Source organism: Bacillus sp. FSL K6-1006, from assembly GCF_038593175.1.
Taxonomy (GTDB): Bacteria; Bacillota; Bacilli; order Bacillales; family Bacillaceae; genus Bacillus; species Bacillus safensis.
The window spans coordinates 3526734-3543001 of record NZ_CP151970.1 but is presented as its reverse complement, the minus strand read 5'-3'; the positions used below and the strand labels follow the sequence as shown (position 1 = coordinate 3543001).

14 protein-coding genes are annotated in these 16268 nt (G+C 43.2%); 13 read left to right on the top strand and 1 reads right to left on the bottom strand.

All coding sequences use genetic code 11. The features are described from left to right. The 5 genes from isdG to cydC all read left to right on the top strand — a co-directional run bounded on the left by isdG (position 1) and on the right by cydC (position 7320). Positions 1–1122: a heme oxygenase gene (gene isdG, locus NSS65_RS18435; protein WP_034281342.1), complete on the top strand. Its 1122-nt coding sequence runs from the start codon at positions 1–3 to the stop codon at positions 1120–1122. A gap of 320 nt (positions 1123–1442) precedes the next feature. Beyond that, entirely contained in the window at positions 1443–2858 is a 1416-nt protein-coding gene (locus NSS65_RS18430) for a cytochrome ubiquinol oxidase subunit I (RefSeq protein WP_041118224.1), read from the top strand. Further along, a complete protein-coding gene (cydB, locus tag NSS65_RS18425; protein ID WP_041108365.1) occupies positions 2845–3861 on the top strand; it encodes a cytochrome d ubiquinol oxidase subunit II in 1017 nt (338 codons plus the stop codon). Before NSS65_RS18430 ends, cydB begins: the two co-directional genes overlap by 14 nt. Further along, positions 3861–5597, top strand: a complete 1737-nt coding sequence (gene cydD, locus NSS65_RS18420; protein ID WP_214755323.1) for a thiol reductant ABC exporter subunit CydD — start codon at positions 3861–3863, stop codon at positions 5595–5597. The genes cydB and cydD overlap by 1 nt, the downstream gene beginning before the upstream one ends. Then, positions 5587–7320, top strand: a complete 1734-nt coding sequence (cydC, locus tag NSS65_RS18415) for a thiol reductant ABC exporter subunit CydC (RefSeq protein WP_326135212.1) — start codon at positions 5587–5589, stop codon at positions 7318–7320. The genes cydD and cydC overlap by 11 nt, the downstream gene beginning before the upstream one ends. Before the next feature lie 57 nt (positions 7321–7377). Here cydC and NSS65_RS18410 read toward each other — a convergent pair whose 3' ends face one another. Continuing rightward, positions 7378–8415: a pectate lyase gene (locus tag NSS65_RS18410; protein WP_034281462.1), complete on the bottom strand. Its 1038-nt coding sequence runs from the start codon at positions 8413–8415 to the stop codon at positions 7378–7380. A 461-nt stretch (positions 8416–8876) separates the two neighbouring features. Here NSS65_RS18410 and sigY point away from each other — a divergent pair, with 461 nt between their 5' ends. The 8 genes from sigY to NSS65_RS18370 all read left to right on the top strand — a co-directional run bounded on the left by sigY (position 8877) and on the right by NSS65_RS18370 (position 16169). After that, positions 8877–9410: an RNA polymerase sigma factor SigY gene (gene sigY, locus NSS65_RS18405; RefSeq protein ID WP_041118218.1), complete on the top strand. Its 534-nt coding sequence runs from the start codon at positions 8877–8879 to the stop codon at positions 9408–9410. Further along, positions 9407–9718 (top strand): YxlC family protein, encoded by a 312-nt coding sequence (locus NSS65_RS18400; protein WP_034281336.1) that lies wholly within the window; start codon positions 9407–9409, stop codon positions 9716–9718. Before sigY ends, NSS65_RS18400 begins: the two co-directional genes overlap by 4 nt. Continuing rightward, a complete protein-coding gene (locus NSS65_RS18395; RefSeq protein ID WP_034281335.1) occupies positions 9715–9927 on the top strand; it encodes a hypothetical protein in 213 nt (70 codons plus the stop codon). Before NSS65_RS18400 ends, NSS65_RS18395 begins: the two co-directional genes overlap by 4 nt. Before the next feature lie 311 nt (positions 9928–10238). Then, positions 10239–11609, top strand: a complete 1371-nt coding sequence (gene gdhA, locus NSS65_RS18390) for an NADP-specific glutamate dehydrogenase (protein ID WP_144496449.1) — start codon at positions 10239–10241, stop codon at positions 11607–11609. Positions 11610–11691: 82 nt separating this feature from the next. After that, positions 11692–11805, top strand: a complete 114-nt coding sequence (locus NSS65_RS18385) for a hypothetical protein (protein WP_223250414.1) — start codon at positions 11692–11694, stop codon at positions 11803–11805. Positions 11806–11931: 126 nt separating this feature from the next. Next, a complete protein-coding gene (locus NSS65_RS18380) occupies positions 11932–13314 on the top strand; it encodes a hypothetical protein (protein ID WP_061110251.1) in 1383 nt (460 codons plus the stop codon). A 59-nt stretch (positions 13315–13373) separates the two neighbouring features. Further along, positions 13374–13988 carry a class F sortase gene (locus NSS65_RS18375; RefSeq protein WP_061110250.1) on the top strand — a complete coding sequence of 205 codons (615 nt, stop codon included), beginning with the start codon at positions 13374–13376 and terminating at the stop codon, positions 13986–13988. 237 nt (positions 13989–14225) lie between these two features. Further along, a complete protein-coding gene (locus NSS65_RS18370; protein WP_144496448.1) occupies positions 14226–16169 on the top strand; it encodes a BglG family transcription antiterminator in 1944 nt (647 codons plus the stop codon). Positions 16170–16268: the final 99 nt, after the last annotated feature.

Here is a 16268-nt window from a genome sequence, read left to right as displayed (position 1 = left end):
TTGGATGTGATTGCGATGGATGACGTGAGTCTCAGTCAAGGAGGCTTTCGGCTGTCTTCTATTTCAGCAGCTGTGCCTAAAGGAAGTGTAACAGGCATTATTGGACCAAATGGTTCAGGGAAGTCGACGTTTATTAAAGCAGCCGCACGTCTTACGTCGATTGAAAGCGGCATGATTTATATTCACGATATACCGCAAAAAGAAATGACAGCACAGGAGATTGCACAGGAAATCGCCGTTCTGATGCAGACGAGAACGGCGATCCCATCGATGACAGTACGTGAGCTGGTCGCACTTGGACGCAGTCCGCATCGTTCGATCTGGAAAAAGAGCTCGAAGACAGATCAGGAAGCGGTAGAGTGGGCGCTTGATGTGACAAATAGCCGCGTGAATGAAAACAGGATGCTGCATACATTGTCAGGCGGAGAAAGGCAAAAGGCGTATATTGCAATGGCACTGGCTCAGAAGACAGAGACGATTATTCTGGATGAGCCTACCACTTACTTAGATATTGCGCACCAGCTTGATTTACTAGAGCTGCTCAAACAGCTGAATGAAACACATGGAATCACCATTTTAATGGTACTTCATGACCTGCAGCAGGCAGCAAAATATTGTGACCGCCTGATTGCGATGAAGCGTGGTCAGGTTTACCAAATAGGGACACCAAAGGAAGTATTAACAGAAAACTTTTTCAAAGAGGTATTTGGGATTCAGGCAGAGGTTCACCTAGATGGAGAGCATCCGCTCATTATCCCAATCGCTTCGATCCAACAACAAAAGGGAGATGAACCAAACATGATCATTGTAAACAACCAGGTTAGAGTAGAAAAAGGCAGTGCAGACCACCTTGTTAAGCGTTTTAACAAGCAGGGACAAGTAGAATTCATGGAAGGATTTTTAGGCATGGAAGTCTGGGTCACACAGCAGACAACTGATTACGATGAGGTGACCATTCATACCCGCTGGAATCGAAAAGAAGACTTTGTGAACTGGACAAAATCTCAGGCATTTGGAGATGCACATGCTCACGGAAAAGCGAAACCTGAAGGCCTATTAAAAAACAAAATTACGTACTATGAAGTCCAAGTGACAAGACCTGCTTTACAGAAAAAAGCCTAAAAAGAAACACAGCGCTGCGGCCCACATGCAGCGCTTTTTTTTGCGATTTTTTATTTTCCGTCACATATTTTTGACAAAGTATTCAAACAACTGACACAATACCATCCAATTTTTAGGTAAAATTTACTTTATTTTTGAAGCGTATGGGTGTAAAGTACAGGTATAAATAACTAACCGAATGAAAATCAAGAGTAAAATTTCACCTAGCGAACCATTTCAAATGGACTTTTATTTGTGAAACATTGAACAAATGGTGAATATTTTGTGAAGTGGTGAGCATGGATCGTTCGGCATGTGAAAGTAAGGGAGGATGTAAGGCTGTGAGTGAGCTGTTTTTAGCAAGATTTCAATTTGCTTCAACGACATTATTTCATTTTATTTTTGTTCCTATGTCAATAGGTTTGGTGTTTATCGTCGCATTGATGCAGACCCTTTATGTCGTCAAGAAAAAAGACATCTATAAAAAGATGGCGAAGTTTTGGGGTCACCTGTTCTTACTTAACTTTGCAGTAGGTGTGGTAACAGGGATTCTGCAGGAATTCCAGTTTGGGATGAACTGGTCAGATTATTCAAGGTTTGTCGGTGATGTCTTTGGTGCACCGCTTGCCATTGAAGCACTTTTGGCCTTTTTCCTTGAATCTACATTTATTGGACTTTGGATATTCGGCTGGGATCGTCTGCCGAAGAAGATTCATTTATTGTGCATTTGGCTTGTTTCCCTTGGTACGATCTTTTCGGCATTTTGGATTTTACTCGCTAACTCATTTATGCAGGAGCCAGTTGGATTTGCCATTAAAAATGGCCGTGCAGAAATGAATGATTTTGGCGCTCTTGTGACGAACCCGCAGCTTTGGGTTGAGTTTCCGCACGTTCTATTTGGTGCACTGGCAACAGGAGCTTTCTTTATTGCAGGAGTTAGTGCCTATAAAATGATCAAAAAACAAGAAATCGCCTTTTTCAAAAAATCATTCCAGATTGCGATGGTCCTCGCTTTAATTTCTGGCTTAGGTGTAGCGTTTTCTGGACATGATCAAGCGAAGCACTTAATGAAATCACAGCCAATGAAGATGGCAGCAAGTGAAGCCCTTTGGAAGGATAGTGGAGATCCAGCAGCTTGGACACTATTTGCCAACATTGACACAAATAAAAAAGAAAACTCTGCGGAGATCAATATTCCGTTTGCTTTAAGTTATTTGGCGTATCAGAAGTTCAGTGGAGATGTTCCAGGCATGCTGACACTTCAAAAAGAATATGAAGCCAAGTTTGGTCCTGGAGACTACATTCCGCCAGTGAAAACAACATTCTGGAGCTTTAGAATCATGGTCGGTGCTGGCATGCTGATGATTTTTGCTAGTATGATTGGCTTATATTTGAGCTTTAGAAAGAAACTAGAAACGAACAAATGGTTTTTACGCTTCATGGTAGGGATGATCGCGTTTCCGTTTATTGCGAACTCAGCCGGCTGGATCATGACTGAAATTGGGCGTCAGCCGTGGACTGTCTTTGGTATGATGACGACAGCTCAATCGATTTCACCGAACGTATCGTATGGCATGCTGTTATTCTCAGTCATTAGCTTTACGGTGATGTATCTGATTCTTGCCATTTTGCTTGCCTACTTATTCATTCGAGAAATTAAAAAAGGTGCACATTCTGAAGAGGATACAGATCAAAAGGATGAAACGGACCTGTCTACAGATCCATTTGATGGAGGCGCATATCATGGCATATCTTAACGAGATTTGGTTTATTCTTGTCGCAGTATTGTTTGTTGGATTTTTCTTCTTAGAAGGATTTGATTTTGGTGTCGGGATGTCCATGCAGCTGCTTGGAAAGGACGCGCACGAGCGCCGAATTTTAATCAATACGATTGGTCCTTTCTGGGATGCGAATGAGGTCTGGCTGATTACAGCTGGCGGCGCTATTTTCGCTGCATTTCCTCACTGGTATGCCACGATGTTCAGCGGATACTATATTCCGTTTGCGGTTCTCCTCTTAGCGCTCATTGGGCGCGGCGTCGCCTTTGAATTCCGAGGGAAGGTTGAGAAAGCCTCTTGGATTAAGGCGTGGGACTGGGTGATCTTCTTTGGCAGTCTGCTTCCGCCGTTTTTGCTCGGTGTGTTATTCACGAGTATTTTACGCGGGATGCCAATTGATCAAGACATGAACATGTACGCTGGTTTTACGGACTTTGTGAATCTTTACTCAGTAATCGGCGGGTTAGCTGTGACGGTTCTTTGTCTGCTGCATGGCTTGATTTTCGTCACACTTCGTACAGAGGGTGACTTAAGAGACCGTGCAAGAAAACTGGGCCAGCGTGTCCTGCTCATTGCACTCCCTGTTCTTGTTATATTTGTCGGTGTGTCCATCATTGAAACAGATATTTATACTGTACGCCCGATCATCACCATTCCATTAACTGTGCTGATTGTGGTTTGTTATGTAGCTGCCCTTGTTTTGATGAGAAAAGAACGTGATGGCTGGACATTCTTATTCACAGGCGCAGGCATCATGGTGACGGTGTCCATGCTGTTCACTGCATTGTTCCCGCGCGTCATGATTAGTTCAATCAGTCATTCATTTGATCTCACAATTCAAAACGCTGCATCTGGATCTTATTCACTGACGGTCATGACGATTGTTGCTGTTTCTTTGCTGCCCTTTGTGCTTGGGTATCAAATTTGGAGCTATTACGTCTTCCGTAAACGTGTAAGCGGTAAGGAGCCAATGACCTACTAATGGATAAACGTTTGCTTCAATTAAAAGGAATGAGAGGGCTTCTTGCCCTCTTAGGTATTGTGTCACTCATCCAAGGAGCAAGTATTATTTTCCAAGCACAGTGGCTGGCACATGCCATTACAACGCTGTTTGACGGGAAAAGCCTCTCGCAGGCAACGCCTTATGTCATGCTGTTTCTTGCTGCCTTTGTTGTGCGGCACGGTCTCACCTTGATTCGGGAGAAGGTCATGTTTACCTACTCTTCCCGAATTGGAGCAGACGTCAGAAAGCAGCTGTTAGACCAACTCTTTCGATTAGGGCCTGCCTTCGCAAAGAAAAAAGGGACAGGAAAGCTTGTCACATTAGCAATGGAAGGAATTGCTCAATACCGTCAGTATTTACAGCTGTTTTTGCCGAAAATGGTGAACATGGCAGTGATTCCGGCGGTGGTCCTTATCTATGTGTGGACATTAGATGAAACATCAGCCGTCATTTTAATTGTGACGCTGCCAATTTTAATTATTTTTATGATTTTGCTAGGCCTTGTTGCTCAGCGTAAAGCGGCCAAACAATGGAGATCGTATGAGAAATTATCCAATCATTTTACTGACTCTCTCCGGGGCCTTGAGACGCTGCGTTACTTAGGTATCAGCAAAAAACACTCCCGTAATATTGCGGAGGTGTCAAAGCGATATCGAAAAGCGACCATGAGTACACTGAAGGTCGCCTTTCTGTCATCGTTTGCCCTCGATTTCTTTTCCATGCTATCAATTGCAACCGTCGCTGTTTTTCTTGGCTTACGTTTAATTGAAGGAGAGCTTCTGTTATTGCCGGCTTTGACGGCGCTTATGCTGGCGCCGGAGTATTTTCTGCCGGTACGTGAAGTGGGAAATGATTATCATGCGACGTTAAATGGAAAAGAAGCGAATGAGGCCATGCAGGTCATTTTAGAAGAAAAAGGCTTCCGCGCGCAGGAGACACAATCCGTCAAGCTGAATAAGTGGGATGAACAATCCGTGCTCACCCTGCAGGATGTTTGTGTTCAGCATGATGAACTTGCTCCTTATTCCATTCAGGATGTAGATCTCACTGTCAAAGGGAAGAAAAAAATCGGCATCATTGGTGCCAGTGGTTCAGGGAAATCGACATTAACTGATGTCCTCGGCGGCTTTGTTGAACCGTCTTCGGGTCAAATCACGCTAAACGGCCAGCCGCTTGGTCATTTACAGATGAACGAATGGCAAAAGGAAGTTGTCTATATGCCGCAGCACCCCTATTTATTTCACATGACATTAAGAGAAAACATTCGTTTTTATGAACCAAATGCAACAGAGGAAGAAGTGGAAAGAGCGGTGCATGAAGCTGGCTTATCTCAGCTGGTTACGCAGCTGCCAAACGGATTGGACGAAGTCATTGGAGAACAGGGAAGAGAGTTAAGCGGAGGACAGGCGCAAAGAATTGCGCTTGCTCGAACTGTGCTGGGCCAGCGGTCCATTATGCTGTTAGATGAACCAACGGCGCATCTCGATATTGAAACAGAGTATGAACTGAAGAAAACAATGCTTCCACTGTTTGAACATAAACTTGTGTTCTTAGCGACACACAGACTCCATTGGATGCCGGACATGGATGAAATCATTGTCATGGATCAAGGAACCGTCGCAGAAATGGGGACACATGAATCATTAATGCAAAGAAAAGGCGTGTATTATCAATTGGTACAGGAGCAAATGGGGGCGGTCACACATGGTCAGTAAAGGCTGGTTTATACCTTATATCAAGGAGAATCAAAAGCTGTTTGCCTTGGTTTTATTTTTAGGAGCCATTGCGGTATTCTCTGCTTCTATGCTGATGTACACGTCGGGATTTCTCATTTCAAAGGCTGCGACAAGACCTGAGAATATACTCATGGTCTACGTTCCAATTGTGGCGGTACGTACCTTTGGTATTTCGCGCTCTGCTGCCCGTTATGCAGAAAGGCTGGCAAGTCATCAGCTCATTTTGACAATGATTGAAAAAATGCGTGTACGCCTCTATGACATGGCTGAACGAAGTGCCAAACAGACAAAGCTGGGGACAGGTGAAATGCTTGGTCTCTTGTCAGATGATGTGGAGAGATTGCAGGATGCCTATTTAAAAACCATCTTTCCATCCATCGGTGCACTGCTTTTATATGCCGCATCCATTGGAGCACTTGGCCTTTTCTCATGGCCTTTTGCTGGACTGATGCTGCTTTATATGGCACTTCTCGTATTCGTTTTCCCATACGTCACAGTGCTTGTGAACCGGGCAAGACAAATTCAAATGAAAAAAGGCAGAAATGAACTGTACACCCATTTAACAGATGCAGTCATGGGCGTTAGTGACTGGCTGTTCAGCGGCAGGCAGAAAGATTTTGTGGATAGATATGAACAAAAAGAAGCGCAGCTGTTAGCGCTTGAAGCAGCCAAACACCGATTTATCCGCGTGCGTCAATTTTTGGCACAGCTCTTGATTGGAGGAGCTGTCGTGCTTGTTGTTTATTGGAGCGGCTCCGTCGTTCAGTCAGGATCCATGTCACACACACTGATTGCAGCCTTTGTACTTGTGCTGTTTCCATTAACAGAAGCCTTTCTTCCGCTGTCAGATGCGGCAGGTGATATTCCCGTCTATCAGCATGCTGTCAGCAGATTACATCATTATGAAAAGCAGTCATATGAAGGAGAAGCTGAGAGCAAGGCAGTGGATCAATCAGCCCTTTCTCACGATGAAGCTGTCTGTTTTGATCAAGTGTCCTTTCGGTATGACACGCATCAATATGTCCTTCAAGACCTGTCATTTTCTCTGAAGCAAGGGGAATCACTCGCGCTTTTAGGAAAAAGCGGTGCAGGAAAATCGACCATTTTGAAATTGTTAGAAGGGGCAGTCGTTCCAAATCAAGGAGCTGTCAGCATTCAAGGAAAACCGGTTCAAAGCATTCAAGAAAAGGTGTCTGCCTATGTGTCTGTGCTCAATCAACAGCCTTATTTATTTGATACATCTGTTTTAAACAATATTCGTTTAGGATCTCCAGAGGCAACAGAAGAGCAGGTACAAGAAGCAGCTAGACAAGTGCAGCTGCATGATGACATCGAGTCTTTGCCAGAAGGTTATCACACAGGTGTTCAGGAGACAGGGGTTCGATTTTCAGGTGGAGAAAGACAGCGTATGGCGTTAGCTCGAATTTTGCTTCAGGACACGCCGGTTGTTGTATTAGATGAACCCACCGTCGGGCTTGATCCACGGACAGAGCGTGAATTGCTTGAAACCATCTTCCGTGTGTTAAAAGGGAAAACAGTTATTTGGATAACCCATCATTTGACTGGCTGTGAGGCATGTGACCGCATCATGTTTATTGAAGACGGGCGCATTGAGATGCAGGGTCAGCATCAGGAGTTATTAAAAGAAAACACGCGTTATCAAAAGCTGTATGAAATGGATCGCCCGTTTTCTACAATATAAATGGATGAAATGACAAAAACGTTCGGACAGGAAATCTCTGCCCGAACGTTTTGTGGTTTAAGGGTTTACTTTACCAACACCTGCATTTGATATCACTTCTGATTTCACATTGTTCACGTTAAGCAAAGAGTAGTTATAAGGAGGGTTATACGTACCTGTTGAAGACGTTGGCAGACTGCCTGTGCTGTTAATATACGAGTTGTTGATGACATGCCATGTACCAACTTGACGGCTGTCCCAGCTTCCAATGGCATTTGTGGTGTTTTCAAATACGTTGTGTTCAATTCTCATTTTCGCGCCCATACGTGAGTTAATCGCTGTTGTGAGGATGTTTTTATAATAGTTGTTATAGACATGTCCTTCCCCGAAGCGCATAGACGGTACACGAGAGTTTAGGTTTTCAAAGCGGTTGTTGTGGAACGTAATTTTTCGATTGTAGTTATCGTTATCGGAGCTGCCCATGAGCATTGTTTTCCAGCTGTCATGTACATAGTTCCACGAGAAGGTAATGTAGTCAGAGTCATTTTTTACATCAAATAAACCATCGTAATCATCCTTCCCGGAATTCAATGTGTTGTACAATTCATTATGATCGACCCATATGTTTTTAGAACCGCCTTCGATCCCGATGGCATCCTTGTCACCGATTTTGCTGTGGTGGATTTTCAAGTTGCGGATGATGATGTTATTGGCACGCCATACTTTAATGCCAATTCCATTCAATTCGCCGTTCGTCCCTTTACCGACGATCGAGACATTATTTGTATCTTTCACATCGATTTTATTGGCTGATGTATTAGAAGGGGTAATGGTCCCGTCTACAACAATTTTTAATTTTTCGTTTGTTCCTTTATTTTTGAGGGCAGCCAATAGTTCATTTCCAGTTTTGACTGTGACGGTTTTACCGCCTTCACCGCCTGTTGTGCCGCCATTTAATGTGGAGAAGCCTTGTTGATTAAAGTTGGCCATAATAGAAGGGCTTTCTGGATATTTGGCTGCTGCCTTTGCCTCCCCGTTTGGTGCAAATAATGAAGTGACGAGACCAACAGCTAATACACCGGCTAACATTGGAATTTTTCTTTTCAAACTCAACATCTCCATTCTATTTTATTTTAATGAAAACGTTTCCAAAATAAGCTGTGATTCAACCACTCCTCCTTCCTTCACAAGCATTGCTTCTTTCGGAATGTAGGATGAGCATAGCATGCAAAAAGGTATCATCGGCTAAGGATAGGCGCAGCGTATTCCATGATTTTCTAGGAAGCTAAGCCAATGATTATTTCATTTTCATCTTCATGAGATAAGGACCATTGTCGATAGGTATGAGGATGACATCTTGATTATGGAGAGGAGGCTCTCCGTTTGGTAGAAAATCAAGATGATTATAAACGCATCATTTTGTTAGAGAAGAAGGAATGCCATAATCATTACATAAGAAAAAATTGGATATAAAACGAGAATCATAGAAGATATGCTAAAAAATAAGGTCCATTTTAAACGATATTGTCATCCGTGTCGTCTTATGAGTAAGAGAAGAAAAGGAAGGAGGGGCGTGCTTGGAGCAGACAGAAGAGACATTATTGATTCAGCGGGCAAAACAGGGAGATGATGCCGCGTTTACAGCCCTTTATCGGCATCATTATTCATTTCTTTACCGATATATGTTGAAGCTGACCCTTCAACAAGAGCTGGCAGAGGAAATCATGCAAGAAACGATGCTGAAAGCGTATATGAAACTTTCTTCATTTAGAGGAGATGCCTTATTTTCAACCTGGCTTATTTCGATTGCATCTAGGCAATTTTTAGATCACCAGAAGAAAAGAAAACGTGAACAAATGAGAGAAGGAAAAGCAAATCAGGAAGCCATACGCCGCTTTAAATGGGACGTTCAGCAAAAGGGGAACACATGGCATGACATGTGGGATGCTTTAAATGAATTAAAGGCTGAGGAGAGAGCACCGATTATTCTGCACTATTATTATGGATTTACCTACCCAGAAATGGCTTCAATGCTTGGAATGAGAGAAGGCACTGTGAAATCGAGGGTTCATCATGGATTAAAGAAAATTCGAAAGGAGTGGGATTTATGAAGGAAGATCGTTTGACCGAACGTTTAAAAGAAGAGCTGCAGCAGCTAGACGAACAAATTGAAGTGGAAAAGCCAAGTGAGCAGGCTGTCATGATGATGCTGAAACAGGCGAAGGAAAAAGAGAAAAGGCGTTTTAAACAAGAAGTGCTGGCATACGTTTTGATCAGTTTGACCATTCTAGCACTCTTTGCAGCTGCCATTACCCATTTGCCTATCATCTTCATTCTTCTCCAAATAGTGAGCGTCCCCATCTGCTTTGTTGTTGGCTACAAGGAATATCAACATATCAAAGGAGGGTCTTCCGTATGAGTCAGTCGGAAATGATCATCTTATTGTGCGTCTTGCCGTTATTGTTTGCACAGGGCTTTCTTTTATTTATAGATGCAAAGAAAAGAGGGCGTTACAAGTGGTTTTGGGGCATTGTCGGTCTCATTAACTTTCCATCGTCTTCTATTCTATATTGGCTTTGTGTCGTGTTACCTGATCGAAAAAGAGGCGGGAAGCCCCGAAAAGATTGAGTGCATCCGATCAAACTTTTGACCCTTTTTTCAATGGAAAACCAGCTAGAAATTCATCATGATTCATGTATTTGTCAAAGAAAACGGGACGAGAAATATCCGCTCGTTCGTTTCTAGCACATTAGTCATTCCTTGAGCGCTTATTTTTAAAAACAATCGCTGCGGCTGCTTGATCTATCTCAATTCGGCATCATTTTCATCTGTTATCAATATTGATCAGATTTTACAATTGGTGTTAAATTAATCTCAATATGCGTTAGAAAATCTAACAATTAAATGTGTGGAGATATCTACAAGGAGGCAGATGCGACATGTTGACCTTAGATCGAGCAGCACAAACAGCACAAAGCTACATCCACCGTGTGTTAGAAGAGGTGGAAAAACGAAATCCCGGCGAGGAGGAGTTCCAGCAAGCCGTAAAAGAAATTCTGGAATCACTCGTCCCAGTTTTTGCGAAGCATCCAGAGTATGAAAAACAAGGCATTTTAGAACGGCTCATTGAGCCTGAGCGGCTTGTGGTATTTCGAGTGCCATGGGTAGACGATAAGGGCAAAGTACAAGTCAATCGAGGGTTTAGGGTTCAATTCAATAGTGCCATCGGTCCTTATAAAGGAGGCATTCGTTTCCATCCAACCGTCAATGCAAGCATTATCAAGTTTTTAGGGTTTGAACAAATCTTTAAAAACGCACTGACTGGTATGCCGATTGGCGGAGGGAAAGGCGGATCGGATTTTGATCCTAAAGGGAAGTCTGATGGAGAAATCATGCGTTTCGTTCAAAGCTTTATGAGTGAACTCGGCCGATATATTGGACCTGATCAAGATGTGCCAGCAGGTGATATTGGTGTAGGAGCACGCGAAATTGGCTATATGTTCGGACAGTACAAGAAAATGCGCGGTGCTTATGAAGCGGGGGTACTCACGGGGAAAAGCCCTGGATTCGGAGGCAGCTTAGCGAGAAAAGAGGCGACAGGCTACGGACTGGTGTACTTCATGGAGGAAATGCTGAAAGCACATGGGCTCCAATTTGAAGGACGTTCTGTTGTTGTGTCGGGCTCAGGAAATGTGTCTATCTATGCAATGGAAAAGGTAATCGAATTAGGCGGTAAGGTTGTGGCTTGCAGTGATTCAAGCGGAGCGATTTATGATCCTCAAGGGATTTCACTTGAGACGATCAAACAGCTCAAGGAAGTCGAGAATCAGCGGATTGGGGCATACATAGACATTCACCCGCATGCTGAATTAATTGAAGATTGCGAACAAATTTGGTCCGTTCCTTGTGATATTGCGCTGCCATGTGCAACACAAAATGAAATATCGGAGGCGCATGCACAGCAGCTTGTGGCAAATGGTGTCATCGCTGTAGGAGAAGGAGCCAATATGCCATCCACTCTTAAGGCGATCAAAGTATTTGAAGAGAATCGTATTTTGTTTGCGCCGGCAAAAGCGGCGAATGCTGGCGGTGTAGGTGTATCAGCATTGGAAATGGCACAAAACAGTGCAAGAATATCTTGGACATTTGAAGAAGTAGATGCTCAGCTGAAACAAATGATGCAGTCTATTTATCGTCAGTGTACAGAGACAGCAGACGAATATGGACACTCAGGAAACATCATGGTTGGAGCAAATATTGCAGGATTTCGTAAGGTGGCAGATGCCATGATCGCACAAGGCGTGATTTAACTCCTGCTCTCCCGCACCTGTTTATTTCATGACAAGATGGGGAATCGTCCTTTAAGAATGACAATAAGGAGGCGCGGGAGAAATGAAAAAATGGCTGAAACAAATTGTCAAATGGGCACCTGTGATTTATCCAGTGGTGAGAAAAATATATAAAGAGCGAAAAGCATCTAAACGTCGTAACGTATCAGCCGGATAATCCGGCTTTTTTTTTATGCAAACATACAGAGCCTGTGTTGCAAGAAAAAAATAATAGAATCGAATGATCTATTTTCTCCCTCTTTCCGTTAAGTACATAACAAACGGAAAGAGGAGGAAATAAAAGATGAACATGAAGAAAGCAATGTTAACCATTCCACTGAGCGCAGCGTTATTATTCCCAGCGGCTCATATCGCAAGTGCACACGAAGGACATATGCATGGGGAGGCGAAGAAGACGTCTTCGTCACAAGAGGTGTCAAATAAAGCCGCAGATCTTCGAGCAGCACTAGATCAGCTGTTTTCAGAGCATGCCTATTTAGCAGTGATCACAATGCAAAAAGGAATTGACGGCAGTAAAGACTTCGATCAAGCAGCGGCGGCTTTAAATGACAACACGAATGACTTATCAGATGCAATTGCCTCTGTATATGGAAAAAAAGCAGGCAAACAATTCAAGGACATTTGGTCAAGTCATATCGGCTACTTTGTTGACTATGTACAAGCCGCAGCGAAAAAAGATAATGCAGGTAAAAAGAAAGCGATGAAGCAGCTTGATCAATATCGAATGAAACAAGCCGATATGCTCGATCAAGCAACAGACGGCAGACTGAAAGCAAGTGAGCTTGAAGAAGGCTTGAAGATGCATGTGAATGAACTGCTTAAAGCGTTTGACAGCTATACTGAAAAGGATTTTGATACGACCTATGAAACGGTTAGAAAATCCATTCATCATATGTTTGAGGTAGGAAAAGGCGTGTCATGGGCCATCACAGATCAATTTCCTGGGAAATTTGATCAAAAGTCAGTGGATACACCAGCAGCGGATCTTCGTGAAGATTTAAACTACTTGTTCTCAGAGCATTTGGCACTCGCGGTAGTTGCCATGCAAAAAGGAAATGATGGCAGTAAGGACTTTAAACAGGCAGCAGCGGCTTTAAATGAAAACACAAATGATTTATCTGCTGCGATTGCATCTGTTTATGGTAAGGATGCAGGCAAACAATTCAAAGACATTTGGTCAAGCCATATCGGCTATTTAGTTGATTATGTCAAAGCGGATGCATCAGGGAATCAACAAGCAAAAGAAAAGGCTGTCAAAGATTTAGATGCGTATCGAATGAAGCAAGCGAAATTCCTAGATCAAGCGACAGATGGACGTTTAAAGGCAGCTGATTTAGAGGCTGGTTTGAAAACACATATTGATGAGCTGATCAAAACATATACGTCTTACCATAATGGCGAATATGATCAGCTTTATCCGACAGTGAGAGAGGCTTATGGTCATATGTTCATGGTTGGTCAGGATGTCGCAGCAGCGATTGTTGATCAGCATCCTGAGCTGTTCAAATCCAATATGCCTAATGAAATGCCGAAAACAGGTATGGGAGGCACAGCCGGTCCTTTAGGCATGTCCTATGAAGCATTTGCGGGTATGATCGCAAGTTTAATTCTAGCAGGCAGTGCATTTTTCCTCATTCGCCGTAAGGCATCAAATTCTAACTCATAAAGACAGATGGGAACGTGCACAATCGTGCCGTTCCTTTCTTCAAAAGGAGGCCGGCTTAGATGAAGAATTGGCTGCTCAGTATTCTTTCGCTTCTCATCATCACAGGCTGTTCATCACCGTCAATGGATGAATCGTCATCCTCAAAAAACATATCCGCTTCTAAGGAAATGACTACACATCAAGCTGAGAAACAGAACCACTCACACGATACATTAAAAGACGAGCCGTCTGGCATTGTACCAGCTGAAATCGCCATTCCCGCTATTGATGTCAAAGCAAAAGTGGAGAAAACATCTTTATCAAATGATGGCAGTATGGGTGTTCCTCAGGATACAGACAACACCGCTTGGTTTGAAGATGGTCCAAAGCCGGGAGATAAAGGGAATGCCGTCATGAATGGCCATGTAGATAATAAATGGGGGCCATCGGTTTTTTATCGATTAAAGGAGCTAAAAAAGGGAGACAAGGTGGTCGTCACGTCCTCATCAGGAAAAAAGCGAAGCTTTGAAGTCATAAAAGTAAGAAGCTATCCGCGTGAAGAGAAGCCCAATGCGTTTTTTGGATACGCCTTTACACGGAATCTCAATTTAATCACTTGTACAGGGACCTTTGATCATGCAGCAGGTACGCATGAAAAAAGATTGGTTGTCTTTACCGAGCTGATCTCTTCATAAAGAAGGCGGATACACGAAGGTGTACGCCTTTTTTTCGTGGTTTTCGCAAGTATCTTTCAAAAAGATTCATAGGACATTAGATATGGTTAGTTGTATAAATAGGGGCATTTGTCATATAAATGAGTTGGCAATTTTTATTTCTTTTCAGTAGAATATGAGTAATGAAGAGAACTGCAAGCGGATACAACCTGTCCAGACAAGGCAGATTCTCCATCCCTACATAAGGAGGCCGATCTGATGCTGAGTAAAAGACTGGCGCACATCTTAAGTCAGCTCATGGCAGCTGAGACCCCGCTCACCAGCGCTGCACTTTCTGCCAGTTTACAAGTGACAAGCCGCACCATTCGTACAGACATAAAGGAACTGAACGACCGCCTTGCCCCTTACCTAGCGGCTGTAACAGCTGTTAGAGGAGCTGGTTATGAGCTGCTGATCAACGATGAGAATGCCTTTCGCCGTTTTATGAAGGAGGAGGTCGAGCAGGAAGAGCCGCTTGCTGTGCTGCCAGAGGAGCGTGTTCGGTTTATTTTAAAAAGGCTTCTTTTGGCAGAATCCTATGTGAAGCTGGAGGATTTACAGGAGCAGCTGTTTATTAGTAAATCAACGATGAGCAACGATGTGAAATCGGTCAAACGTAAGCTGGAGCCCTTTGATCTGAAGCTGGAAGCGAAGCCTAGCAAAGGCTGCCGAATCAAGGGATCAGAGATGAAAATCCGTTATTGTATGTCAGAATATTTATTCAATGAACGTCGTTCTTATCAAACGATGCTGAACACAGCTGTTACTATTTTGCCAAAGCATGAACTCGAATTGATTCAGAAAACAATGATCAATTATATCAATGAGGAAGGTATGAATCTATCAGACATTTGCATGAATAATTTAATCGTTCATGTCGCCATTGCCTGCAAACGAATTAGACACGGAAACTATGTATCTGTTCTTCCAGAGGAAATCAGCGAAATTCCGCGGGCAAAGGAATATAAGGTCGCTAAAAAAATGGTGGAGCGTCTTGAAGGGTTGCTGGATGTCTCATTTCCACAAGAGGAAATTGTCTATATCACCATTCATTTGCTAGGAACAGCCAAAATGGTACAGTCCTTTTCCTCGAACGGTCAAAAACAAATTGTAGATGATGAAACGAGCCGGCTTGTACAGCTCATGCTGAAGGCCATTGATCAAAAACTGCAGCTTGATTTAGCCGGTGATACGGAACTAATGATTGGACTCAGTCTGCACTTAAAGCCTGCCATCAACCGATGTAAATATGGAATGAACTTAAGAAATCCGATGCTTGATGAAATAAAAGCGGGGTATCCCCTTGCTTTTGAAGCGGGGATTATCGCCAGCAGGGTCCTTGAAGAAGAGGAAGAGCTGAGTATTCATGAGAACGAAATCGGATATATGGCGCTTCACTTTGGTGCGGCTTTAGAGCGGAGGAAAATGGAGATCCCGCCGAAGCGGTGTCTTATTGTCTGTGCGTCTGGTGCAGGGAGTGCAAGGCTGCTGCAGGATCGTTTGCGGTCACAATTTGGATCAAAGCTGACCATTTTAGGAACAGCAGAGCTATATTCGCTGCCGCATGTCTCTTTGCATGCCCTGGATTTGATTATTACAACGATCCCAATTCATATGGATTTACCGGTTCCAGTCATTCAAGTGAACACCATATTGGGAGGCGGTGATTTTTTAAAAATTGAAGAAGCTCTGACGAGTGAAACAAGGGTGACATTGGCCTCTCAATATATGAAAAAGGAATTGGTTTTTACAAAACGAGCTTTTCACACAAAGGAAGAGGTCATCACCTTTTTAACGCAAAAAGTCATCGATTTGGGCTTAGCGCCAGCTGAACTCACACCATCTGTCATGGAAAGAGAAGAGGCTGCTCCAACCTCTTTCGGACATTATACAGCGATTCCGCACCCGATGACGCCGCTGACAGATGAGACGTTTTGGGCGATATGTACATTAGAAAAACCAATCATTTGGGGAGAGAAAAAGGTTCAATTTGTCTGCCTGCTTTGTGTCGAAAAAGAGAATGCCAAAGATTTAAAAGGCATGTACCGCCTGCTGGGAGAGCTTGTGCATAATGTGAAATTCATTCAGCATCTGATCGCCTGTGATACATTTGAAGACATGCTTGATATCATGTATAAAAAGGTTCCTTCGTACAAGAACTAACTGTGTGATATTAACTTTTTCCGCTTCCTAAGGGAAAAAGTATGGGTGTTTATGAAAGCGGTTTCATAATATGATGAAAGTGTAAAGAATAGCTTCACA

Coding starts and splice junctions, on each gene's coding strand:
- cydB (WP_041108365.1), top strand. CDS start 2,845: ATGGCATATCTTAACGAGATTTGGTTTATTCTTGTCGCAGTATTGTTT.
- cydD (WP_214755323.1), top strand. CDS start 3,861: ATGGATAAACGTTTGCTTCAATTAAAAGGAATGAGAGGGCTTCTTGCC.
- cydC (WP_326135212.1), top strand. CDS start 5,587: ATGGTCAGTAAAGGCTGGTTTATACCTTATATCAAGGAGAATCAAAAG.
- NSS65_RS18410 (WP_034281462.1), bottom strand. CDS start 8,415: ATGTTGAGTTTGAAAAGAAAAATTCCAATGTTAGCCGGTGTATTAGCT.
- NSS65_RS18400 (WP_034281336.1), top strand. CDS start 9,407: ATGAAGGAAGATCGTTTGACCGAACGTTTAAAAGAAGAGCTGCAGCAG.
- NSS65_RS18395 (WP_034281335.1), top strand. CDS start 9,715: ATGAGTCAGTCGGAAATGATCATCTTATTGTGCGTCTTGCCGTTATTG.
- gdhA (WP_144496449.1), top strand. CDS start 10,239: ATGTTGACCTTAGATCGAGCAGCACAAACAGCACAAAGCTACATCCAC.
- NSS65_RS18385 (WP_223250414.1), top strand. CDS start 11,692: ATGAAAAAATGGCTGAAACAAATTGTCAAATGGGCACCTGTGATTTAT.
- NSS65_RS18380 (WP_061110251.1), top strand. CDS start 11,932: ATGAACATGAAGAAAGCAATGTTAACCATTCCACTGAGCGCAGCGTTA.
- NSS65_RS18375 (WP_061110250.1), top strand. CDS start 13,374: ATGAAGAATTGGCTGCTCAGTATTCTTTCGCTTCTCATCATCACAGGC.
- NSS65_RS18370 (WP_144496448.1), top strand. CDS start 14,226: ATGCTGAGTAAAAGACTGGCGCACATCTTAAGTCAGCTCATGGCAGCT.